Source organism: Prosthecobacter sp., assembly GCF_049294395.1.
Classification (GTDB): domain Bacteria; phylum Verrucomicrobiota; class Verrucomicrobiia; order Verrucomicrobiales; family Verrucomicrobiaceae; genus Prosthecobacter.
In genome coordinates this window covers 1-22,406 of record NZ_JBAQCR010000195.1, presented here as the reverse complement: position 1 = coordinate 22,406, position 22,406 = coordinate 1, and the positions used below count along the sequence as shown (strand labels likewise).

The 22,406-nt window shown below is 57.5% G+C and carries 17 protein-coding genes; 7 read left to right on the top strand and 10 right to left on the bottom strand.

Annotation, left to right across the window (positions count from 1 at the left end):
* Both WAW39_RS12540 and WAW39_RS12535 read left to right on the top strand, forming a co-directional pair.
* Nucleotides 1-1,218, top strand: a 1,218-nt coding sequence (locus WAW39_RS12540; protein ID WP_422319283.1) for a hypothetical protein, incomplete at its 5' end; no start/stop codon positions are given.
* Nucleotides 1,140-2,666 carry a shikimate kinase gene (locus WAW39_RS12535; protein ID WP_422319287.1) on the top strand — a complete coding sequence of 509 codons (1,527 nt, stop codon included), beginning with the start codon at nt 1,140-1,142 and terminating at the stop codon, nt 2,664-2,666. The genes WAW39_RS12540 and WAW39_RS12535, both read left to right, overlap by 79 nt.
* On the opposite strand, the gene WAW39_RS12530 is transcribed toward WAW39_RS12535, so the two are convergent.
* Nucleotides 2,655-3,644 carry an MBL fold metallo-hydrolase RNA specificity domain-containing protein gene (locus WAW39_RS12530; RefSeq protein ID WP_422319281.1) on the bottom strand — a complete coding sequence of 330 codons (990 nt, stop codon included), beginning with the start codon at nt 3,642-3,644 and terminating at the stop codon, nt 2,655-2,657. The genes WAW39_RS12535 and WAW39_RS12530 overlap by 12 nt on opposite strands.
* 60 nt (nt 3,645-3,704) lie before the next feature.
* Here WAW39_RS12530 and WAW39_RS12525 point away from each other — a divergent pair, with 60 nt between their 5' ends.
* Entirely contained in the window at nt 3,705-7,319 is a 3,615-nt protein-coding gene (locus WAW39_RS12525; protein ID WP_422319279.1) for an SNF2-related protein, read from the top strand.
* A 3-nt stretch (nt 7,320-7,322) separates the two neighbouring features.
* Here WAW39_RS12525 and WAW39_RS12520 read toward each other — a convergent pair whose 3' ends face one another.
* Together WAW39_RS12520 and WAW39_RS12515 are read right to left on the bottom strand one after the other, a co-directional pair.
* Nucleotides 7,323-7,721: a hypothetical protein gene (locus WAW39_RS12520; RefSeq protein WP_422319277.1), complete on the bottom strand. Its 399-nt coding sequence runs from the start codon at nt 7,719-7,721 to the stop codon at nt 7,323-7,325.
* Between the two features lie 71 nt (nt 7,722-7,792).
* On the bottom strand, nt 7,793-8,008 hold the full coding sequence (locus WAW39_RS12515) for a hypothetical protein (protein WP_422319275.1): 216 nt from the start codon (nt 8,006-8,008) through the stop codon (nt 7,793-7,795).
* 63 nt (nt 8,009-8,071) lie between these two features.
* Here WAW39_RS12515 and WAW39_RS12510 point away from each other — a divergent pair, with 63 nt between their 5' ends.
* Together WAW39_RS12510 and WAW39_RS12505 are read left to right on the top strand one after the other, a co-directional pair.
* A complete protein-coding gene (locus WAW39_RS12510; RefSeq protein ID WP_422319273.1) occupies nt 8,072-9,445 on the top strand; it encodes an FAD-binding oxidoreductase in 1,374 nt (457 codons plus the stop codon).
* Between the two features lie 52 nt (nt 9,446-9,497).
* Complete coding sequence (locus WAW39_RS12505) at nt 9,498-10,694, top strand: FG-GAP repeat domain-containing protein (RefSeq protein WP_422319271.1); 1,197 nt, start codon at nt 9,498-9,500, stop codon at nt 10,692-10,694.
* Between the two features lie 5 nt (nt 10,695-10,699).
* On the opposite strand, the gene fmt is transcribed toward WAW39_RS12505, so the two are convergent.
* From fmt to WAW39_RS12485, 4 genes are read right to left on the bottom strand one after another with little or no spacing between them, the layout of a single operon-like run.
* The gene (gene fmt / locus WAW39_RS12500; protein WP_422319269.1) at nt 10,700-11,629 is read right to left on the bottom strand and encodes a methionyl-tRNA formyltransferase; all 930 of its coding nucleotides are present in this window, start codon (nt 11,627-11,629) and stop codon (nt 10,700-10,702) included.
* A 10-nt stretch (nt 11,630-11,639) separates the two neighbouring features.
* Complete coding sequence (locus tag WAW39_RS12495) at nt 11,640-12,275, bottom strand: adenylate kinase family protein (protein ID WP_422319267.1); 636 nt, start codon at nt 12,273-12,275, stop codon at nt 11,640-11,642.
* 22 nt (nt 12,276-12,297) lie between these two features.
* Nucleotides 12,298-13,191, bottom strand: coding sequence for a glycosyltransferase family 9 protein (locus WAW39_RS12490; protein WP_422319265.1), 894 nt, complete (start codon nt 13,189-13,191; stop codon nt 12,298-12,300).
* A complete protein-coding gene (locus WAW39_RS12485; RefSeq protein WP_422319263.1) occupies nt 13,191-13,781 on the bottom strand; it encodes a hypothetical protein in 591 nt (196 codons plus the stop codon). Before WAW39_RS12485 ends, WAW39_RS12490 begins: the two co-directional genes overlap by 1 nt.
* 494 nt (nt 13,782-14,275) lie before the next feature.
* On the opposite strand from WAW39_RS12485, the gene nusG reads away from it, so the two are divergent.
* Nucleotides 14,276-14,827, top strand: a complete 552-nt coding sequence (nusG, locus tag WAW39_RS12480) for a transcription termination/antitermination protein NusG (RefSeq protein WP_422319261.1) — start codon at nt 14,276-14,278, stop codon at nt 14,825-14,827.
* A 340-nt stretch (nt 14,828-15,167) separates the two neighbouring features.
* Here the strand turns inward: nusG and WAW39_RS12475 are convergent, their stop codons facing one another.
* The 3 genes from WAW39_RS12475 to WAW39_RS12465 form a co-directional block, all read right to left on the bottom strand.
* Complete coding sequence (locus WAW39_RS12475) at nt 15,168-16,229, bottom strand: putative phage abortive infection protein (RefSeq protein WP_422319259.1); 1,062 nt, start codon at nt 16,227-16,229, stop codon at nt 15,168-15,170.
* 115 nt (nt 16,230-16,344) lie between these two features.
* Nucleotides 16,345-18,888 (bottom strand): DEAD/DEAH box helicase, encoded by a 2,544-nt coding sequence (locus WAW39_RS12470; RefSeq protein WP_422319285.1) that lies wholly within the window; start codon nt 18,886-18,888, stop codon nt 16,345-16,347.
* 61 nt (nt 18,889-18,949) lie between these two features.
* Nucleotides 18,950-19,906, bottom strand: coding sequence for a HamA C-terminal domain-containing protein (locus WAW39_RS12465; RefSeq protein WP_422319257.1), 957 nt, complete (start codon nt 19,904-19,906; stop codon nt 18,950-18,952).
* Between the two features lie 423 nt (nt 19,907-20,329).
* On the opposite strand from WAW39_RS12465, the gene WAW39_RS12460 reads away from it, so the two are divergent.
* Nucleotides 20,330-21,940 carry an ABC-F family ATP-binding cassette domain-containing protein gene (locus tag WAW39_RS12460; RefSeq protein WP_422319255.1) on the top strand — a complete coding sequence of 537 codons (1,611 nt, stop codon included), beginning with the start codon at nt 20,330-20,332 and terminating at the stop codon, nt 21,938-21,940.
* Nucleotides 21,941-22,406 lie beyond the last annotated feature (466 nt).

Genomic DNA, 22,406 nt, shown 5'->3' with positions numbered 1-22,406 from the left:
CCCCCGGCACGTCTGGACCGCCTGAGCCCCCTCGGCACCACGCCCGACTGGCTCAAGCTGCAGTCCTTTCATCAAACCCTCACCCGCAGCGAATTCGAGGCCGCCATGCGGGATGTCTATTCCGACGGCTCCCCCTTCCCTCCACCGTGGAAACTGGAGCCCGACGGCGTGGTCATCAAGACAGGTGACCCTCTCAAACCGGAAGCGCGCATCGCCTTTGCCACCCGCTCCGAAGCCCCGCTGCCGGGCACACGCACCTGGAGAGCTGCGGCTGAAATGCCCCCGCTCAAAGGCCGTCCTCTTCTCAGCGACATTCACATCGCCATCGACCCCGGACACATCGGCGGCGCTTACGCCCAGATGGAGGAGCGCATGCTCAGCTTTGCCCCTGGCGAATCCATTCGGGAGGGCGATCTCACCCTCACCACCGCGCAAGTCCTCGCCGAACGGCTCAAGGCTCTCGGTGCCAATGTCTCCCTCGTGCGCGACCGCGCCGAACCCGTCACTCAGCAGCGCCCCACCGATTTCGTCATCCAGGCGCGTCAACTCCTCGTCGATGCCGGCTTTCCGCTGCCCCAGGAAAATTACACCGGCGTCACCGGCGATGCGAAAATCCTCACCGTGCAGTGGCAGAGCGAAAAGCTCTTCTACCGCGTGAGCGAGATCCACGCGCGCGGCGAAAAGGTCAATGCCACCATCAAGCCTGACGTGGTCCTCTGCCTGCACTTCAATGCCGAAGCCTGGGGCGATGCCACCGCACCGCAGTTCTCGCCCATGAATCACATGCATGTGCTCGTGAACGGCTGCTACTCACCTCTCGAACTCGAGCAGCAGGACGTACGCTTCGAAATGTTCCGCCGCCTCTTCTCCCGCGTTCATCAGGAAGAACTCCCGCTCGCCGAAGCCGTCGCCAATGGCATGCGTCTGGCCACCGGCCTGCCAGCCTACGTTTACACCACTCCCAATGCCCGGCGCATCGGCACAAACTCCTATGTTTATGCACGAAATCTGCTGGCCAATCGGCTCCATGACTGCCCCGTCGTCTACCTCGAACCTTACGTCATGAACAACGAGGAGACCTACCACCGCCTGCTGCGCGGTCATTTCCTCGGCCGCACCCTCATCGCAGGGCGGCTGCAATCCAGCGCCATCGAGGACTACGTGCAGGGCGTCGTCAAAGGCATCGTCGCCTACTACCAGAAACACCGCCAGCCATGAAAGTGCTCATCGCAGGATGTGGATTCGTGGGCGAGCGCGTCGCCGATCTCCTGCATGCCGCCGGACATGAAGTCATCGGCCTGACGCACTCGCCAGAATCCGCCGCTCGCCTCGCCACGGTCAAACCCTGGCGCACGGAGTCCTGCGATATTTCAAACAGTGCCGATGTCATCGCACTCGCCGCCAGGCTCAGCGCCAGCAGCATTGACACCGTCATCCATTGCGCCAGTTCCAGCCGTGGCGGGGCAGAGATGTACCAGTCCGTTTATGTCGATGGCATGCGGCATCTCACCCAAGCCTTCCCATCGGCCTTTCCGCTCTACACCAGCAGCACCAGTGTTTACCCCCAGGTGAACGGTGAAGTCATCGACGAAACCAGCTTTGCCGATCCTGACCGCGACACCGGCCGCCTGCTGCGCGAGGCCGAGACCATCGCCCTCAATGCGAAGGGCGCCGTCGCCCGGCTCGCCGGCATCTACGGTCCGGGGCGCTCCTTTGTTTTGAAGAACCTTCTCGAAGGAAAGGCCGCCATCGAAGGCAATAATGGGCAGGGCCGCATCCTCAATCAAATCCACGCCGATGATGCGGCCAGCGCACTTGTGCACCTCGTCACGCAACGCCTGAGCGGCATCTACAACATCGTCGACGATGCCCAGATGACGCAGCGCCAGTGTGTGGAGCGTTTGTGCTCCATCTTTGGTGTCAAAATTCCCGGAACACGCGAGCCTGACCCCAATCGCAAACGCGGCTGGAGCCACAAGCGCGTCTCCAACACCAAGCTGCATGCCACCGGGTGGGCGCCGCGCTACGCCAGCTATTTCGATGCCCTGCGTGACGATCCCGACCTCGCATCCTCCATCCTCGATCTCGTTCAAACCTCCGGCGAAACTCTCCCGTCCCGCCAGCCCAACATTCTGCTGATCGGCCTCATGGGTTCGGGCAAGACCACCGTCGGCCGCATCGTCGCGCAGATGATCGGCTTTCAGATCGTGGACACCGACCACCTCATTGCCGACACCGTCGGGAAAAGCATCCCTGAGATTTTCGCCACCGAAGGCGAGGCCGCATTCCGCCTGCATGAATCCGCCGCCCTGCGTTCCCTGCTGGGCAAACGCGGCTGCGTCATTGCCACCGGCGGCGGCATCGTCACCCAGCCGCGCAATCTGGCCATCCTCCGTCATCTCGGCTACATCGTCTGGCTGGACGCCGATCCGGAGCGCCTCGCCCGCCGCACGGCGATGAACACCAACCGCCCGCTGCTCAACGGCGAGGAAAATCCCAAGGCCAAACTCGAACGCCTGCTGAACGAGCGCAAACCGCTCTACAAAAGCCTCGCCGACCTGCGCATCAAAACCGCCGAGCTCACGCCCCAGGAAACCGCCTACGGTGTCATGGAAAGCGCGCGCGTCTTCTTTGCCCGCCGGCAAAAAATCGAATCAGTGAGCTGACAGGTTCAGCTCCAGTTGGTCCTCCGCCCCAAGCGCCCGCGCATCATGCCCGCGCAGACGAAGCTCTGCGGCAAACTCACGGGTCGAACCATGCACCAGGTAAATGCGCCTTGGTTTCACCTGTTCAATCGTTTCATGCAGTTCCGGGTGGTCCGCATGGTCACTCAGTGGCAGCGCCAGATCGACACCATACCGATACTTGGCGCTCGGCTGAATCGCCCAGCCCGACAGCATCGCCGTCCGCATCTTCGGCAGATCGAGTTTTGATCCCGGCGGAAACACCAGCACATGCCCTGCGACTTCGTCGGCCTTGAACAGCCGCCACTGCGGCAGCTTCCCCAGATGCGGTGCCAGCACCTCCGTGATTTGCGCCACACTCGGGTGCACCATCACCGGCAGCCCCTCATCTCCCAGCGCACAAAGAATTTCCTGAGCCTTGCCCAACGAATACCCCATCAGCACCGGAATGCCGCCATCACGCAGCGTATCCCGCACAAATGCCAGCATCTGCGCGATCACATCTTCAGCCGACGGAAAGCGATACTTCGGCAGTCCAAACGTCGTCTCCATGATCAGCGTGTCCGCCTGCATCAGCTCGCAGCGCTCCGCACTCAGCCCCTGCCGCAGCTTGTAGTCGCCCGTGTACAGCAGCGTGGCTCCGTCCGCCTTGCGCGTCAGGTGCAGCATCGCCGAACCCGTGATGTGCCCCGCAGGCAGCAGCCGCATCTCCCAGCCTTCCCACTCAAACACCTCCCGCATCTGCGGCGACACCACCTTCCCCGATTTTTTCACCGATTTCCGCACCACCATGAGCTGATGCGTGATCTCCGAACAAATCGTCAGCCCATGCCGCGCCACGTGGTCGCTGTGCGCATGTGAAACAAACGCCCGCTCCTTCCCAAAATGCGGATCCAGCCACAAATCCGCCTCCGGCAGATAAATGCCGCGTGGGTGGGTGACTTCGATGAGCGGGGGCATGAGTGTTGAGTGATTTACGCTTGAGCACCGCCGCTGTCGCCGCATTCTGCCTCAAACACCGTGTCAGCCCAAACCAGCATCAGTCTCACCGCCAAACAACACGACCTGCTCGTCCGGAGCCTGGCGTTCTTTGAACGGCATATCATCAAGCGCGGCACCCAGTTGTTCGCGCGTCAGGCCGTGCGGCACGTGGAGTGGGTGGAGCCAGACGTCGTGCTTCAGGCAGACGTTCAGGGCGGGGAACTCTACAAGGTCACACTCGAATTCACCCCCGGCGACATAGAGACCTCCTGCACCTGCCCCTATGGAGTGGACTGCAAGCACGCCGTCGCCGTGATCCTGCATTTGCAGGTGCAGTCCGTCGCAAGGAGCGTCACGCAGGCCAGGACGAAAAAACCGCCGAAGCCCGCCCCTCCCCCCATCGCCCAGCCACCTGCGGATTCTTTCCCAGGCCGTGCCGCCGCACAACTGGGCATCACCCTCACCGCCTCCCAGTTGAAATTTCTCCAGCAGGCGTCGGTCTGGTGGGTGGGCAGGCAGAATATCGTGTCACAGCAGGATTTGTTCAAGCTCTGCGGTCGGCAGAGCTACTGGGGCTATGGCCAGGTGCAGCTCTGGCCCACGAATCATCCACCTGTCGATGAAGCCGAATTCTTCGCGTGTCTGGCTGGGGCGCTGGATGCCTGCCAGCTCGCGATGCCGCCTGCTTTGGCCGGGCTGGTTGATCCAACGGTGATGCAACGGCTTCTCCACAAATGGGAGCGTCTCAGACAAATCGACGAATGGCGGCAGCGCCTTGGGTCATGGCAGGAGCCGCAGCTGCATCTGGCCACTGAGGCTCCGGAACTGCGTCTCATGCTGCATGCCAAAGGCGCTCTCATCCAGGTACGCCATCCGGGAGAGGCCGACTTTGGCAAAGCTTCGCAGAAACTGCTCAAGCAGTTTTGGGGTGGCTCCACTCACTACGGCAATGGCCCCCAAAACCTCCTCAGCGCCGGCTCAAACCTCGTGCTGAAAGCTGCAGTCCAGCAATATGGAGATCTCCGCTCCACCGACATCGAGCCGCTCTCAGACTCGCTTGCCAAAAGCCTCGGCCAGCTCATCTCCACGCCGCAGTTGTTTCAAACTCACGTCGTCACCTCCACGGGGGAACCTCTGCCCATCCTCGACGAACCCCTGCGCTGGGATCTGCAGCCCCCCGCCACCTCAGGGGGCGACTACGAGCTGCGCATGTTCGATGAAGAAGGCCGCACCCCGCCGCCACCCCTCGCCATCGTGCCCGGGTTCCCCATGCGTTACGTCACCCATGAGTCCGTGTTCCCCGTGAATTACTGGCCCTTCGGCCATGATTCCATGCACTGGCCGGTCTCCATTCCTGCTGCGGCGCTGGAAACCAAGGAAGGCGTCAGCGCCCTCGCCAAACTCGGTCTGCCCGTGCCGCAGCGCCTCGAAGGCCGCGTGAAGATCATTCGCGCTGAAATTAAAGTGCGCTGCAAGCTCCACCGCTATCCTCAGACCAGCAGTGACTACCTCCACGTGCGTGCGCAGGCAAAATTCGCTGGTGTGCAGAGTCCAAGCCTCTGGAACGGCACAAACTGGTCCGCCTCCCAACGCTTCAACCAGAGAGAAATGCCCCCGTCGGATGAAATCGTGCAGCTCGACAGCTCTCACCTGCCCGCCGCCGGTGCATGGCTGACGCAGTGGCCGCTCAGACCCGTTTACGGCGCCTTTAATGAATTCTGGCTCGAACAGCGCATTCAGGGCCGGGACTGGCCGGACCAATTCCTCGCCTGGCTTGACCGCCGCCCTCAAGGCTTCATCGTCGAGCTCGATGCCGAACTCGCCAGCCTGCGCGATGGCAAAGTCGCCGGTCACGTACGCCTCGACATCGAAGAATCCAAGACCGGCATCGACTGGTTCGACCTCAGCGTCGCTCTGGATGTCAGCGACAGCACCCTGACCCAGGAAGAAATCGATCTCCTGCTCAAGGCCAAGGGCAAATGGGTGCGCCTCCCCGGCAAAGGCTGGCGCAAACTCGAATACCAGCTCACCGAGGCGCAGTTGCTTGAACTCGCCGAACTCGGTCTCGCCGCGCATGATTTCAGTGCTGAGAAGCAGCGCCTGCACGCCCTCCAGCTCGGCGGTCTGGCCGGGAAAGACACCACACTCCTCAGTGCGGAACGCGTTGCGCAGGTACGCCGTCGTGTGGAGGAAATCCAGACCCGCGTCACCCCGCAGATGCCGGAGGGCATCACCGCCACTCTGCGCCCCTATCAGACCGAAGGCTTCCACTTCCTCGCCTATCTCACGGCCAACCGCTTCGGCGGCGTGCTGGCAGACGACATGGGCCTCGGCAAAACTTTGCAGACGCTCGTCTGGATCGCCTGGCTGCGCGGTGAGCAGCAGATGCAGGAGCCCCTGCTCGTCATCTGCCCCAAGTCCGTGCAGGACAACTGGCGCGGCGAAGTCTCCCGCTTCTTCCCCCAGCTCAGCGTCGAGGTGTGGAACCGCGCCAGCGCAGGAAAGACCGGCCTCGACGGCAAAACCGATCTCCTCATCATCCACTACTCCCAGCTCCGCATCCATGAAGACTTGCTCAAGGAGATCGAATGGGGCGCGGTCATCCTCGATGAAGCCCAGGCCATCAAAAATCCCACCTCGCAGAACGCCCAGGCCGCCTGCGGATTGAAAGCCAGGCACCGCCTCGCCCTCACCGGCACGCCCATTGAAAATCGCCTGCTCGATCTCTGGTCCATCTTCTCCTTCGCCATGCCCGGCGTCCTCGGCACCCGCTCCGCCTTCACCAAAAACTTCGACGGCAGGGATGATCCGCTCGCCCGCCGCCGCCTCGCCGCCCGCACCCGGCCCTTCCTGCTCCGCCGCACCAAAAACGAAGTCGCCCGTGATCTGCCCGACCGCGTGGAGGAAGATCTCAGCATCGAACTCGAAGGCACGCAGGCCGCCCTGTACCAGGCCGAAGTCAAACGCGCGCGCGCTCAGCTATTGAAGGTCGAAACCGGCAAACAACTCGACAAACTCCGCTTCAACATCCTCACCAGCCTGTTGCGCCTGCGGCAGATCTGCTGCCATCCGCGCCTGCTCGGCCTTGAGGCCACCGCCACCAAAAAGGGCCGCAAAAAAACCGCCGAACCCGCCAGCGAGAGCGCCAAAGTGGCCGCGCTCATGGAACTGCTCGAACCCCTCATGGAGGAAGGCCAGAAGGTGCTCGTCTTCTCCCAGTTCGTCGAGATGCTCGCCATCATCGAGGCGGAGATTCAGGAGCGCGGCTGGCAGTCCTTCAAACTCACCGGCCAGACCGAAGACCGCGGCACACTGGTCAATGACTTCCAAACTCACGCCGGTGCCGCCACCTTCCTCATCAGCCTCAAAGCCGGTGGCTTCGGCCTCAATCTCACCGCCGCCAGCTACGTTGTCCTGTTTGATCCCTGGTGGAATCCCGCTGTCGAAGCCCAGGCCATCGACCGCACCCACCGCATCGGCCAGCAGCAGACCGTCTTCGCCTACCGCCTCATCGTCAAGAACAGCATCGAGGAAAAAATCCGCTTCCTGCAAAAGCAAAAAGGCTCGCTCGCCAACGACATCCTCGGCGAGGAAAACTTCGCCCAGGCCCTGACCCTCAAAGACTTTCAATTCCTGCTCGGCGGGGAAGAGTGAGCCTCACTGCGTCACCTCGGGATACTGCTGCCGCAAAAACACCAGATCTCCCGCATCCTTCTCACGATGCGTATTCTTTTTCATGCGCCACAGGAGCCTCGGCGATGCGAACGGAATTGGAACGCCTTGCACCATGCGAATGACGACTTCTTTCGACGCTTCCTCATAGTCGATGCCTGAGGCAGATTTCATTAGATCGATAATGATTTCATCGGCCACACGAATGATCGTGTATTTGCCAACATCCCCTGGCTGCAGGTGCCGCACCGCTTTGTCCGGCAGAGATTCAAGACAACGATAGACCTTCGCCTCGTTGACCAGTTCGGTGTCAAACAACAGATCAACATCGCCAGTGGTCCGGCTGTAGCCTGCATACATAATCGCAAATCCACCCACGATCATTTATCGGGCGCCGGATTCGTTGAGCAAGCGGCACATGTCCACCAGATCGTCCTCTGTGGGTGCCCGTGAGATTAACTCGCCTTCTTGCGGTTCATCATCTTCACCATCCATGCGTCAGCCTCCTCATGAGATTTGAAACGATACACGCCTTTCGGGCACAGGCCGCGCTTCTGCGTCTTGAGCGCTTGATTCAGCGTCTTTTGCAGCCCCGCTCCAGAAGGAGGCACGCGCCGCCCTACGGTCTTGCCGATGAATTCTTCGACGTTGACGACAGGCCTGGGCTGCATGGAGAGCAAATTAGACGCAGGGCATGAAGTTGCAAGGCCGGGCATCCGGCCCCAAGAATGCGCATGGCCTCCCTCGCCGATCAACTCATCTCCCTTCTTGGTCCTGACCGCGTATCCGTCACGCAAACCGACATCGCCACTCACAGCACGGACAAATGGTTCGCCTCGAACCCGCCTGACGTCGTCGTCCATGCCGAATCCACCGCCGAAGTCTCCGAGGTGCTGCGCTTTGCCAACGCAAATAAGATTCCCGTCACTCCCCAGGGTTCACGCGTGGGCTATGTCGGTGGCTGCGTGCCCTTGCAGGGCGGCATCGCGCTTTCGGTCGCCCGAATGAACAAGATCAAGGAGATCACCCTCGCAGACGGCGTGGCAGTGATCGAACCGGGCGTCATCACCGGCCATCTGCAAAGCGAAGTGCGCAAACTGGGCTGGTTCTATCCGCCCGACCCCGCATCCCTCAAAGAATGCTCCCTCGGCGGTAACATCGCCACAAACGCAGGCGGTCCACGCTGCCTGAAATACGGCGTCACCCGGCACTACGTGCTCGGCCTTGAAGCGGTGCTGGCAGACGGCTCCATCGTGAAGGCGGGCGGACGCTGTCACAAAAACAAAACCGGCTTCGACCTCGTCGGTCTCATGGTGGGGAGCGAAGGAATGCTCGGTGTCGTCACCGAGGCCACCCTGCGTCTGATCCCGCATCCGCCCATGCGCGCGATGCTTTCCGCAGGCTTCAACTCCTTCGCCGAAGCGGCGAATGCCGTGCAGCGCATCCTCGGCAGCGGATTCCTGCCCAGCGCGCTCGAAATCGCCGACAAGTTCACTCTGCGTGCCGCACGCGAGTATCTCGGCGCCTCCGTCACCCCGGAAGGCGATGCGCATCTCCTCGTCGAGATCGACGGCCAGGCCGATTCGGTCAAAGGCGAAATCGACCAACTAGCGAAACTCGTGGAAAACCTGGGCAGCATCTGCCTGAACACAGCCATGGGCGATGAAGCCTGCGAAGCCTTCTGGAAACTGCGCCGTGAATTCAGCTACAGCCTGCGCAACACCGGCCTGATCAAACTGAACGAGGACATCGTCGTGCCACGAGGCCGCCTCGTGGATCTGGTCGATTTCGCGGAGACCCTCCAAAGCGAAACCGGCTTCCCCGTCGCCTGCTTCGGCCACGCCGGAGACGGCAACATCCACGTCAACATCATGGTGCCCACCATGGACGATCCCGCAATCCGCGAACGCGCCGAGGCCGCCCTCGACAAGCTTTTCCACCAGGTCATTGTCTGGAACGGTGCCATCACTGGCGAACACGGCATCGGCATCGCGAAAAAGCGCTGGTGGCGTGACGCGGTCACTCCCGCCGCGCATGAAACGCACCTTCGTCTGAAGGCGGCGCTGGACCCAAACGGCATTCTGAATCCCGGGAAGTTTCTGGGCTGATGCCTCACGCCTGCAAGATCACTCCTTCCAACTCTGTTCCAATCCAACCACCATGACAAAACTGCTCATCCCGACCCTGTTGCTCGCGCTGCCCTTGTGCGCCGCCGATTTGAAGTTCAAAAAGTTCACCCTGACCGAGGAATTTGTAGCCGAAGGCGCGCACTTTGCGGATTTCGATCATGACGGTCAGAACGACGTCTGCTCAGGCCGCTTCATCTGGAAGGGCCCCGAGTTCAAGGAACGGGTTGAGTTTGCACCCAAGTTCGAAAAAGAGCCCTACGATCCGGCCAAGGGCTACAGCGATTTCTTCCTGACCTACAGCTATGACTTCAACGGGGACGGCTGGAGCGACATCATGGCCTACTCCTGGCCCGGCAAAGAGACATGGGTGTTTGAAAACCCGCAGAACAAAGGCGGTGAATGGAAGCGCCACACCATCTTCGACATCACAGACAATGAATCCCCCGATTTCAAAGATGTGAACGGCGACGGCAAGCCGGAACTCCTCTGCCACACCGGCGGACAACTCGGTTATGCCGAGATCGACTGGGCCAACCCCTTCGGCAAAGCCCGCTTCCGCCCGATCTCTCCAAAGTCACCGGAGAACGATAAGAAGTACTTCCGTTATACCCACGGCTATGGCGTGGGCGATGTGAATGGCGACGGCCGCCCTGACATCCTCGACAAGGAAGGCTGGCGCGAACAGCCCGCTGACACCAAGGCCGACAGCGACTGGGTCTTTCATCCTCAGCTCTTTACCGTGGCAGGCGGACGCGGCGGCTCCTTTATCCTCGTTTACGACGTGAACGGCGACGGTCGCAACGATGTGATCAGCAGCTATGACGCGCACGGCTACGGCTTCGGTTGGTTTGAACAAAAAGCCGACGGCACCTTCGCCGAGCACAAGCTTATGGGAGCCACCGTCGAAGAAAGCCCGGTGGGGGTGAAATTCAGTCAGCTCCACGCCATGCAGCTCGCCGACATGAACGGCGACGGCATCATGGACGTCGTCACCGGCAAACGCCGCTGGGCCCACGGCCCCCTCAAGGACGATGAGCCGAATGCCGCACCAGTGCTCTACTGGTTCGAAATCAAACGCAGCGGCAAAGAAGCGCAGTTCATTCCCCATCAGATCGACGACAACAGCGGCGTCGGCACCCAGGTCACTCCCGGAGACGTGAACAAGGACGGCAAAATGGACGTCGTTATTGGAAACAAGAAGGGCGTGTTCGTCTTCCTGCAGGAATAAGCAACTCAGTGCAGCACATCGCCCGCGTGCAGCGGGTGCCCACGCAGGAAGTCGGCGGCAGACAAACGTCTGCCGCCTTCTATTTGGACCTCGCTCAAATTGAGCAGTCCGTTGCCACAACTTACCAAAATGCCGTCGGCATTTGCGCTGACAATCGTACCCGGTGCAGGACAAGCATCCGCATTGGCGATGACCTGCGCGCGGTGAATCTTCATCTGCGTGTCGTTGAGCAGGCAGGAAGTTCCCGGCCAGGGGGTGAAGGCTCGAACGAGGCGGTCGAGCTCAATGGCGGGACGTGTCCAGTCGAGGCGACCGTCCTGACGGGTCAGCTTGCGAACGTGGGTGACCTTGGATTCGTCCTGCTTTTCACGCGGTGGGTTTCCAGTGGCCAGAAGATCCAGCGCTTCTTCGAGCGCTGCAGGGGCCCGCTGCGCGAGCTTGTCATGCAGACTTCCGCCCGTTTCATCGCAAGCAATGGCAACACGATGCATCAGGAGGATGTCGCCGGTGTCGAGCCCTTCATCCATGAACATGATGGTGACACCGGTTTCAGTGTCGCCATCGCGGATGGCGGCTTGAATGGGTGCTGCGCCACGGTGGCGTGGCAGCAGCGAGGTATGGACGTTCAAGCAGCCGAGAGGCGGCACATCCAGCACGGCACGGGATAAAATCTGACCGTAGGCGATGACGACAGCGACGTCGGCATTGAAGGCTTTCAGTTCCTCCACGGCGTGGCGGATTTTCAGAGGCTGCAGGACGGTGAGTCCTGCTGCAAGGGCGCGCACCTTGATCTGCGGTGGGGTGAGCACCTGCTTGCGGCCCACGGGTTTGTCGGGCTGGGTGATAACTCCGACGACGGAGTGTTTGGATGTGCTGAGCAGCCAGTCCAGCGAGGGGAGGCCGATGTCGCCGGTGCCAATGAAAAGAACGCGCATCGTTTTGCGGCTAGACCTTCATCTTTTCCAATTCTTTCCACGCTTCGAGCTGCATGACGCCGCCTATGATGTCGTAGAGCACCTTGGCAGGGGCTTGGCTGGCATCGATGTCGAGGATGCGGTCGCCGGCGTAGTAGTCGAGAATGGGCTTGGTTTCGGCCTCGTAGGTGGCAAAACGTTGCTGAATGACGGTTTCGTTGGCGTCATCGAAACGGTTGTCCTTGAGGGCGCGTTTGCGCAGGCGGCGGGCGAGTTCGGTGCGGTCGGGGCAGGAGAGATGGAAGACTTTGAGGACTTCGATGTGGGGTTCCATGAACTTTGCCTGCTCGACGTTGCGGGGGATGCCGTCGAGGACGAGGAAGTCGATCTCGGGTTTAAACTGATGAGAATCAATGCGTTGCTTGAGATTGGCATGCCAGAGTTCGACGGTCACATCGTCCGGAACGAGTTCACCGCGGCTGGAGTATTCGACGAATTTCTGGCCGATGGCTGTGCGGGTGTCGAGGGAGCGAAAGACATCGCCGCAGGCGAGGTGGTGGAAGCGGGGGATGCTGCCCAATACCTTGCCTTGCGTCCCCTTGCCACTTCCGGGTGCGCCGAGGATGAGGAAGGCTTTGATGCGGGCAGAGTGGTGTTCGTGAGACATGATTTTTGATCAAGCTAACACGTTACGCTTTCGCAACAACTTGCGTGGCGGCCAATTTCACTTCGTGGACGGACAAAGCGGACAACTCGTGTGTCGGATTCCGCAATAACTGCACCCAGGGCTGGGGTGGGGACCAAATGGCGGGATCGGTGGGACCGAACAGGAGGAGGGATGGGACTCCGCAGGCGGCGGCTAGGTGGGAGATGCCGCTGTCATGGCCGAGGAAGGCGGTGCAGGTGCTGAGGCGGGTGGCGAGTTCGGTCAGGGGGAGGGCGTGCCAGATGGGACGACCGGTGGGCTGGATGCCGCGCTCTTGTTCGGCTTCGCCGGTGATGAAGATGACTTCATCGTTGGGAAATTCATTGGCGACCTGGAGCCAGCGGTCGAGGGGCCAGTTTTTCTTTTCGGAGCCGCTGCCGACGTGGATGGCGATGCGGCGCTGGTTATTGGGAGGGCGCTGGAAGTGGGCGCGTTGGAGGTGGTCGTCTTCCAGATACATGGCGAGCTTTTCCAGGCCTTTGGCGAGTTGCCTGGAGGCGTGGGGGCCGTCGGGGTTAACGAGGGGGGAGCATTCGATGAGGGTTTTGACGCCGACGCGTTCCATGCTGGCGCGGAAGAGGCCATCGGGATCGTAGAGGAAGCTGACGACGAGGTTGAAGCTGCGGAGGTGTTCGGCGAGGGCTTCGTCGATGGGGGCTGTTTTGGCAAACAGCGGGGCCATGGTGCGGTGCTCGAGGCTGCGGATGGAGTCGGCGAGGCCTGCGGTGCGGGCGAGTTCGGCGATGGCGGGATAGCCGATGACTTCGAGATGGCAGCCGGCGATGGTTTCGCGCAGCAGGCGGAGAGCGGGGAGCGTGAGGATGAAGTCGCCTATCGCGCCGCCACGAATGACGAGGACACGGGGCTGCGGGTGCATCAGTAGTACAGGAAGGCCGCGGCGAGGAGCACAAAGCCGTAGGCGATGCCGCTGTAGACGGCGAGATTCCAGCGCTGCGGTTTGGAGATCAGGGTGTTCACCCAGTCACGCATGAGGAAGGGCATGCCGATGAAGAACATGCCGACGATGATCCAGACGTAGGCGAGGATGGGGAGGAGGAGGCGGCTGGTCTGGGGTTGAAGGAAGGCGGCGGTGAGGACGGGGCCGGCGACGAGGAGGAGGAGGGCGCCGAGGGCACGCACGGCGAGGAATTCCTTCACGTAGATGAGGACTGCCACGTATCCGGCGGCGACGATCATCATGAACTTGTCGCGCATGTTGAAGAACTCACCCATGTCCATGTTGACGAGGGCGAACTCAGCCCAGAGGAAGTCGATGGTGAGGAGGATGACGCCCCAGGAGTAGGTGCGGGGGAAGGCTTTGAGGAAGGCCTGGGTCTTGGCGGTGTTGTTGAGGGCCCAGCCGTGGGAGAGGATCAAGGCGAGCGCGACGACGATGCCGGTGCCCTTCAGCGGGATGCCACCGGTGGGGGCCAGGTGGTAGAGGTAGTCGTAGAGGTCTCGGAACATGCGCGGAGGGCGGGAAAAAAGGGGTCGCACAGGTGGCGCAGACCCTGCTTGTGCGCAAACCCGTTGTTGGATGCGGGGGGAGCCGGAATTGAGTGGCCGCAAAAGGGCGCAAAAAAAGAGGGGAAAAAAAGGGGATTCTGAAGGAGGTACTACAATACGTGCTGTGAGGTATGCGGAGGGGTGGGGTGGTGCGAGGGCGGAGTAGACAGGATTAACAGAATGGCATGATTAACAGAGGTGGACGGATGGGAGCGTTGTGAGCAGGAGAGACGCGGTGGAGTGGCATTCTTGCGGGGGGAGCCGGAATTGGGTGGCCGCAAAGGGGCGCAAAAAAGAGGGGAAGAAAAAAGGGATTCCTGAAGGAAGGCTGATCGGAGGGGACTGAAAGGACAGGGTGTTCCACGACAGTTGGATGTTTGGCGCTGTTCGTGCGTAAACCTTGGATTGTGGTTGCCTCGGCGTTGTGGAGGGGCAGTTTGAATCATTGTTCACCCATGAAAGAAAAAAAAGAAACCATCCCGGCCTGGTACGTGGTGCATACGCGCCCGAAGTGCGAGCATATCGCGGCTTCGCTGATGGTCGGACTGGAGGGCGTGGAGACGTACTGCCCGCGCATCCGGTTTCAGAAGAACACGCGGCGGGGCAAGGTGTGGTTCGTGGAGGCGCTGTTTCCGAGCTACTTTTTTGCGCGTTTCATCCCGAATGACTCGATGCGGGCGGTGAAGTACTCGCAGAGTGTCATCAAGGTGGTGGATTTTGGGGGCAACCTGACGTCGGTGCCGGACTCGGCCATCGCGGCGCTGAAGGAGGAGATGAAGGACGTGGAGATTTGCGAGGTGGAGATCGGCGTGAAGGTGGGAGACACCGTGGAGCTGACGGAAGGGCCGATGCGAGGGATGAAGGGGATTGTGAATGCGATGCTGACCGGTGTGGAGCGTGTGCGGATTTTGCTGGAGTTTTTGGGACGGGAAAATGCGGTGGAGGTGCCGCTGTCGAAGATCCTGACGGAGCATACGCCGAGGACGGTGCTGGCGGCGTCGCGGTGAGCACAGATTTAACACCGCGAGAGATCAGAAGACCGCAGAGAATACCAGCAGGCTCAGTCTTCAGCGGAATTGCGGTTAGTTGGGAGGCTTCTTCGAGATGGGGGGGTAATTTTCAGCAAGGGAACGGGCTGAATTCAGGCGGGGATTGCAGGAAGATGAGCAGAGTTTTTAACCGCTGATTTGACGTTGATGAGAAGCTGATAAAGGCACCCAGAAAATCCTGAGTTTCGGAATTGTTCTCTCGGTGACTGGGCAGCGGGTGTGGGGCTTTGGTTTTGGCAACGTGAATGTTGGGCAGAAGAATGACTGAGCTAAGAGCATTGGAAATGCGGTTGTTTTGTCAGGATTTTGCACGCTGATCGCCAGTCTCAGCTTCTTTATACTCAAAGCCCATTTTGGGAAATAGTTGTTCCATGTCGATCTCCGTCTCGCTGTCAAAGAAGCATTCCGGGATGTTCTTAATCATTGAGTACTTCTGCAAGAAGCCGTCCTCGCCGCTCCATGCTGAGCCAATTTTTGAAATTGAGTTAAGGCACAAAAGGGCTTGTTCATGATTTGAAAGCTGTGCGCGTACCAGCGCAGCATAGCTGCGCCGCCTGTCTTCGTCAGGATACGAATGTACAAATTTCATCATCTGGTAGAGATGTCTGTAATAGTGCCCTAGGCGTGACTGATGCCCATCAAACGGCTGATACGTAATTCGTACTAACTCCCATTCCGCTTTGCTCAAATTGGCAAGATACCGCGAAGCCAAGTCTCCTTTGTCTTCTGGCTTTTTAAGTAGTTCTCTATACGCGGCTTGCACGCGCCCCATTTCCAGAATCACCTTTTCGACGCTCGCTTTTGGAAGATGGTCTGTAGCAGCTCTCAACAAACGTGTCGAATTCGGCCCAACCCCATAATAAAAAGCCAAGTAAGCGAGATCAATTTTTGAGGTGGTGGTCAGCATTTGAGCCGCATCCGTATCCTGGAGTGCATTAACGATGCTAAGTGCCTTTCGAAATTCTCGAATAAAGGAGACAAAGACACGTCTCCCAACTTTTCCCTCAATTTCAAGCTCAGCGGTGTTTTCCCTATGACACTTGAGCATATCGTAAAAGCGAACATCGAATACAGTCTGTTTGCTAGACTGCCTCTGAACTTCCAAGTTTTGTTTATTGGTCTCCTTCTGATTTTGATAAGAGATAAACAAGATGACCAAGCTCACCATGAATGCGATCGTTCCGATGAACCCACCTACAAAATCGCCATATATTCCAACTTGGTCGAATTTCAACACATTGCCCCACAATGGCACCCATGGGAGTTGAAAGCTCCATTTTTCGGGGAGAAAAGGCAAAGCGGGGCTAACCAAAAGCGTTAATATGAAAACCCTGAGAGCGAGGTGTTTTAATGCTTTCATGATTCTAATGCAGCTACTGTTTTTCGAGCTTGGGAAATCGGTTGTTTTGTCCATTTTCATATCGCGGTTTAATTTTCAAATCATTTATAGTCATCCTAGGACGCCCAGAGGTTGACTAAGCAAATCGTGCCAATATCCGCTCGATCTCTTGTTTGACCAATTCCGGCAGATTGATTAAAACCGCCGGGTCTGAGGATCGGAGCCAATTCAAGGTTTCAGACTTGTCCATATTGTGATTAACCATTAATTCGAATACTTCGATGGCTCCGGTTCGAGACATCCCAAGCTCCATTAGAGAGAGTTGCGTTCGCACAGATACGCCTAATTCTAGCCACAGCTCTAGGTTCGGAATTTCCTGAATTAGATCGCCCTGACCAGACTGGTGAATGTGAAAATATAACACATCAAGAAATGCTCGAAGATATTTTGGAATCTTAAACCGTGCGTATTCTTCGACATCATTCATTACTCCGACAATCACACTGGAGAGCTTTGAGGGCTTTTCTCTCCGGTTATTTACCTTCTCCCTCTTGCTAATTAAGACCGCTAGCGGTTTCCCTCGCATCCAATCCACTGCAGTGAGCGCCAATTGTAAAAGTCGTTTTCCGTCGGCATCAGCAGAGTGACTCCAATTCGCCCGCAGATGTGTATCGATAAACTGAAAAATATTTTCATACCGAGCGACAGCATCATCGCTTTCGGGCAGCACAGGAGCTAGCTGCACCAATTCCTCTGGCGACAAATTCTGCAACTCAACTAGTAGTGCTGCGAGTGTGTGCGGCAAAATTCCAGGGTGCCGGAAAATCAATTCGGGAGATAGTGTAAGCGTCTCCAATTCTGACTTCAGAAGCGCCTGAAGTCGCTCCAGGGTTTCCGGAGAAACCTTCTTTGCAGTAGGTAATTTCGAAAGATCGTCACCGCGAAGGAGCCAGTGGAAAAGAAACGTCAACGTGTAATCATACGCAGCATAATCTTGATCATCCTCAATGCGGTAGCCGCTCTCAATGTAAGCGAGCAAGGCGTCTGCTTCGGTCAATGTTTTCTCGGTTGCAGCAATAATGCGTTGGCGAACCCGATTCCTCGGCGGCGGCTTTTCCCATACGCCCGCAGATTTTGTGTCGATACAAACAATTGTCCCGTGAAACTCTTTCCCCCATCTTCCAGCCCTACCCGCGAGATTCCAGAAATCTACAGCTTCCATAGGATTACCTCGCCCTTTGGTAGGGCCTCGAAGGAAGATCACTTTGCAAGGAAGATTTATCCCTTCGATTAGCGTGGCGGTGCAGACCAAAAAATGAAGTATATTTTCACGAAATAGTGCTTCGATCTCAGTTCTGATGAGCAGAGGCATATTACCGTAATGAAAGGCAACTCCGTATTTGAGCGTGTGAACAAGTAAATAATCTCGATGTATTGTTTTCCGAACAAGCTTAATAAGCTCAGCTATACGAGGCTTATTCTCCAGAGACGCAATTCCTTGGGCACTGAAACCCTCACTAAGATGCTGGGCGAACTTTTCTGCATCCATTGCTCCGTTTGCATAGACAAGATTTCCTCCGCTTCGACTTCTGAGAGCATATGCCACGGTACTTAGCCGTTTAGCAGCACTAGTCGCACGAAAAGGCAAACTCACACTGCCCACGGCAATTTCACTTTCCCCAGCAACAAAGGACACATTCCAAATGTCTGGTTTCCCTCGCTTCTGGTCCGCAAAAAGCAAGTTTTGCGTAACTGTAGTTACTTCCCGCTCCACTGCGCATGCCCGTTGGTTCAACTCTGCCCCACGATTGAGATAGGCGGGATTCTCTACAAATGGGGAGGCGAAAACGATTTGAGTGTCAGAGGAACGGCGCATGCATTCAGCAATCACTTGCTCAAGAAGAATTCCCCGACAACCATCCCCGACCTTTTGGGCTTCGTCCACCACAAGCAAAGTAAAGGCGATATCCTTCCGCCGACTCAAGAGAATGTGCAGCCGTTCTTGCGTAAAAACGAACAAGTGCCCACTATCAGCTGCAAATTCTTCCTCGATAGGGAGTGAGTGAAGGATGACGTTTTTTAAAACCCCATTGGCAATGTCTTGCCCGAAGCCATCTGAAAACTCCTGAATCAAGGCGCGAGTAGGAACAATAAATGCCACCAAAGCGCTTTTATTTTTTCTGAACACTTCCGCTACCCATAATCGCAGTAGAAAAGATTTGCCCGCTGACGTGGGTGCAGATGCACTAATCCATTGATTGGAATTCAGAGCCTTCCAGAAATCCACTTGAAATCGATTTGCTGGATGTCGCTGATCATCTGAGGATTGTATCCGGTCCTCAGCCGAGCGTTTAAGGAAGTCTGCGCGCAGAGGAATTGGAAGCAATTCCTCCATGCTTCGCGGTATCAACTTCCGAGTCTCCGCAAGTTCCATCGAACGTTTGTTTGCCATCGTATCGAGGATGACTGCCGCCGCTGCTCGCTCCTCGTTACTTGTGGACACAAGTTTTAAACAAGTATCAGCAATACGAAGAGCAAATTTTTGCTCTTCGGCTATTTCCGACCTTGCGAGAATGCTGCCCCAAAGAAGCAATTTGGGCCAATCCTGTTCAAGCTCGGCACCCTCTGAAATTATGGCTGGAAACTCGTCGAGGACTCCTGAACGAATAACCCCGTCCATTCGTTTCACGAAGGAATCTTGCTCTAACAGCCAATGACGAAGGGCACTTAGCGACATTTGTTTATCCGAGGCGTTTTAAGAAAGCAGATCTGAATGTTTCGACTGAGACGAATGGAATGCAGAACAAGTCGATCGAAATTCCTATTAGTTCATGTTTTTCTACTGATGATTTAATTCTTGCTGCCCACGCCTGAATAAGGCTTGAAACAGCAGCAACCTCTTGATTCGCAAACTGTTTGGTTAAATTATCGTAGTTGGGATAATCGAACCCGATAAGTGCCAGTCCGCAATAACGGACTTTTTTCGACAATGTGTTGTCTGGATCAAGATAAGATCGAAACGCTTTTTCAAGTCCTGGTTCATTGAGGTCTATATGGTCACGCAAAAGTTCGACATCTCGGCGTTTGGTCTTTTTTGCGCCTGTTGGCTCGAGGATAAGTTCACTCAAAGACGAAAAGCAGTCGTCTAACGCTGGACCCAGTTTTTGGTACAGTTTCGCTTCTCCCCAATGAAGACGAAGATGCCCAGTCTTTGGGTCGACAGAGGCATGAACACCGTCGGCACCATGAGCATGAACGTTGGGATTGGTCTTGAGTGGAAACTTGCAGAGAACCTGGGGGTACTTCAAGAGATGCTCGGCGAGGAAGTAGAGCATCAACTCACCAACTTCTCCTGTATTTGCACTCGTGGTGAAAAGACGGCGGGCTCTTTCAACTAGAGCTGTTAATGCTTGTGTTGATCCGGTCTGTTGTACATTGAGAACAGCCTCGTCTCGCTCCTTCCGGGTGCACGCAAAATCAACCAGAAGTAAAATGAGTTTATCTATCATTTTTTCCGTATCTGGTTGGTCTAATGTGGCACTATGGCCAATGCGATGCCATCGAACTATCGTGTTTGTGTTCGCGATCGACGTTTCCACCTCAAGGCTGTCCAGATAAGCAAGTGGGTCTTTTCCTTCATCCCTTACAAGGTGGTCAAGAATAAGAGCCTCTGAAAGCGATGGAACTGTTGTTGGCATGTTGCGTTTTTATGGAGGAATTAACCCTCAAATTGCTGCTTTATTGATTGGCCATCCTCATGCGGCCATGGTCGATCCTGCGTGGTGAAGACGAAATCGTAAAAGTCCCATTTGTTCAGTGTTCTACTGGCCGAGCATAGTCGAATCGCTCGGTGAAAAATCGTACACTCAAGTGGTTGCGTTACAAAATGCAACTAATTAAATTCAATGACAAGCAAGACACTTATCATTGATGTCAACTTTCCACTTGGGCTCCTGCCGAACGATGAGACCCCAATCTGGGGAACCACGGCGGAGACGACGATGCCTTGAGGGTTACTAATGCGGAGACTGCAGGCTGGTCTGCGTGAGCCGGGACAGTCTCAGGGCTGGGGCATGCTTGGCCTTGCAAGTGGCGTGGGGTGAGGTAGCTGATCTGCCCCCATGCTTACCATTCGCGACGTCACCAAGACTTTCAATGCCCGCACGCTGTTCAGCGCGGCATCCATGACCATCAACTATGGAGAGCGCGTGGCGCTGGTGGGGCCGAATGGGGCGGGGAAATCGACGTTGTTTTCGCTGATCCTCAAAACTGATGTGCCGGATGCGGGTGAGGTGATCCGGGATGAGTGGACGACGGTGGGATTCCTGCCGCAGGAGAGTGAGCCGGTGGGCGAGGAGACCGTGCTGGAAGTGGCGACGGGCAAGGCGGGGGAGATTGAGGCGCTGGAGAAGATTTTGCGTGATTTTGAGGCTGTGGGTGATGTTTCCAGCCCGGAGTATTTTGAGGCGCATGCGAAGCATGATGCGCTGCAGGACCCGCAGACTGAGGCGAAGGCGAAGCGCATTCTGAAGGGGCTGGGCTACAAGGAGGAAGATTTCGCACGTCCGGCGCGGGAGTTCAGCGGTGGCTGGGTGATGCGTGCGCACATGACGCGGCTGCTGGTGATGGAGCCGGATCTGCTGCTGCTGGATGAGCCGACGAACCATCTGGACCTGCTGTCGCTGATGTGGTTCCGGAATTACCTGAAAAACTACCCGGGGGCGCTGCTGATCATCTCGCATGACCGTGACTTCATGGATGAGCTGGTGCAGCAGGTGTATGAGATCGAGGAGAGCAAGCTGCAGTCCTACCAGGGGAACTACAGCGACTACTTGAAGCAGCGCGAGGAGAACTACGAGCGTGCGATGCAGTCGTACAAGAACCAGCAGAAGGAGATCGAGGCGATTCAGGATTTCATTGATCGGTTCCGGTCGGTGGCGTCGAAGGCGTCCCAGGCGCAGAGCCGTGAGAAGCAGCTAGCGAAGATGGAGAAGCTAGACAAGCCGCGGCCGCTGAGGAAGGGCTTCCGCTTTAATTTCCCGCAGCCGCAGCGGAGCGGGCAGCGGCTGATCGCGCTGACGGACATTCATCAGGCGTACGGGACGAAGCAGGTGTACAAGGGCCTGGACCTGGAAGTGGAACGTGGGGAGCGGACGGTGCTGGTGGGGCCGAACGGTTCGGGGAAATCGACGCTGATCAAGATTCTGGCGGGCGAGGTGCCGTTTCAGAAGGGTGAGCGCAAGCTGGGGACGAATGTGAAGCTGGGGTATTTCTCGCAGCATCGGGCGGATACTTTGGACCCGGACTGCAGTGTGCTGGAGGAGCTGAAGCGCGTGGCGCCTGAGCTGCGTGAGGATGAGGCGCGGAGCATTCTGGGATCGTTCCTGTTCAAGCGTGAGGACGTGCACAAGAAGTGCCGGGTGCTGAGCGGTGGTGAGAAGAGCCGCGTCAATTTGGTGAAGTTTCTGGTGGATCCGCCGAACCTGCTGCTGATGGACGAGCCGACGACGCACTTGGATATTTGGGCGATCGAGGGGCTGATTTTGGCGCTGCAGAAGTTTGAGGGGACGCTGGTGTTCATCAGCCATGACGTGCATTTCATTCGGTCGCTGGGGACGAAGGTGCTGCACATCGTGGATGGGAAAGTGACGGCGTATGCGGGGGATTATGATTATTACCTGCAGAAGACGGGCGCGGAGGAGAATGCGCGTGCGGCGGTGGTGGCGGGTTAAGAAATGACGAATGAGTAAGTCCGAATGACGAATGACTGAGCCGCCAAAGGGCGGTTGGTGGACGTTCGTCCGGAACCGCCTGAAGGCGGGACTACAATACGGGCGCTGGGTGGGCGGTGATGGAGGGGCCAAGGGAGAGTGGTCTGTGAGGAGATCTTTAGAGGAGGTTGGAAACCGGATTGGTGGCCTGGGGTGCTGAGAGGGCGCTGGTCGACGGGCAGGAGTGCCCATCGTACTTTCCCGAGCATGCCGTGATTGTTTGGAAAAGGACTGATGTAAACCGCAGAGGATGGACGGACGCAGAGGTTTCTTTTTCCGAGGACTTTGCCTGGAGGCAGATTGAATCTTTTATGTTTCGAAACCTGGCATCAGACTTGCTCTTTGAGAGGAGTATGACTCTTGTCCTGGGCCGGAGCGGGCGATGGATCTGGTGACTGCCGGGAACCGCACATGGAATGTGCGGACC

Excerpts from the sequence above, each read along its gene's own strand:
- WAW39_RS12530 (WP_422319281.1), bottom strand. The coding sequence starts at position 3,644 with ATGCCCCCGCTCATCGAAGTCACCCACCCACGCGGCATTTATCTGCCG.
- WAW39_RS12520 (WP_422319277.1), bottom strand. The coding sequence starts at position 7,721 with ATGATCGTGGGTGGATTTGCGATTATGTATGCAGGCTACAGCCGGACC.
- WAW39_RS12515 (WP_422319275.1), bottom strand. The coding sequence starts at position 8,008 with ATGCAGCCCAGGCCTGTCGTCAACGTCGAAGAATTCATCGGCAAGACC.
- WAW39_RS12510 (WP_422319273.1), top strand. The coding sequence starts at position 8,072 with ATGGCCTCCCTCGCCGATCAACTCATCTCCCTTCTTGGTCCTGACCGC.
- WAW39_RS12505 (WP_422319271.1), top strand. The coding sequence starts at position 9,498 with ATGACAAAACTGCTCATCCCGACCCTGTTGCTCGCGCTGCCCTTGTGC.
- fmt (WP_422319269.1), bottom strand. The coding sequence starts at position 11,629 with ATGCGCGTTCTTTTCATTGGCACCGGCGACATCGGCCTCCCCTCGCTG.
- WAW39_RS12495 (WP_422319267.1), bottom strand. The coding sequence starts at position 12,275 with ATGTCTCACGAACACCACTCTGCCCGCATCAAAGCCTTCCTCATCCTC.
- WAW39_RS12490 (WP_422319265.1), bottom strand. The coding sequence starts at position 13,191 with ATGCACCCGCAGCCCCGTGTCCTCGTCATTCGTGGCGGCGCGATAGGC.
- WAW39_RS12485 (WP_422319263.1), bottom strand. The coding sequence starts at position 13,781 with ATGTTCCGAGACCTCTACGACTACCTCTACCACCTGGCCCCCACCGGT.
- nusG (WP_422319261.1), top strand. The coding sequence starts at position 14,276 with ATGAAAGAAAAAAAAGAAACCATCCCGGCCTGGTACGTGGTGCATACG.
- WAW39_RS12475 (WP_422319259.1), bottom strand. The coding sequence starts at position 16,229 with ATGAAAGCATTAAAACACCTCGCTCTCAGGGTTTTCATATTAACGCTT.
- WAW39_RS12470 (WP_422319285.1), bottom strand. The coding sequence starts at position 18,888 with ATGGACGGGGTTATTCGTTCAGGAGTCCTCGACGAGTTTCCAGCCATA.
- WAW39_RS12465 (WP_422319257.1), bottom strand. The coding sequence starts at position 19,906 with ATGCCAACAACAGTTCCATCGCTTTCAGAGGCTCTTATTCTTGACCAC.
- WAW39_RS12460 (WP_422319255.1), top strand. The coding sequence starts at position 20,330 with ATGCTTACCATTCGCGACGTCACCAAGACTTTCAATGCCCGCACGCTG.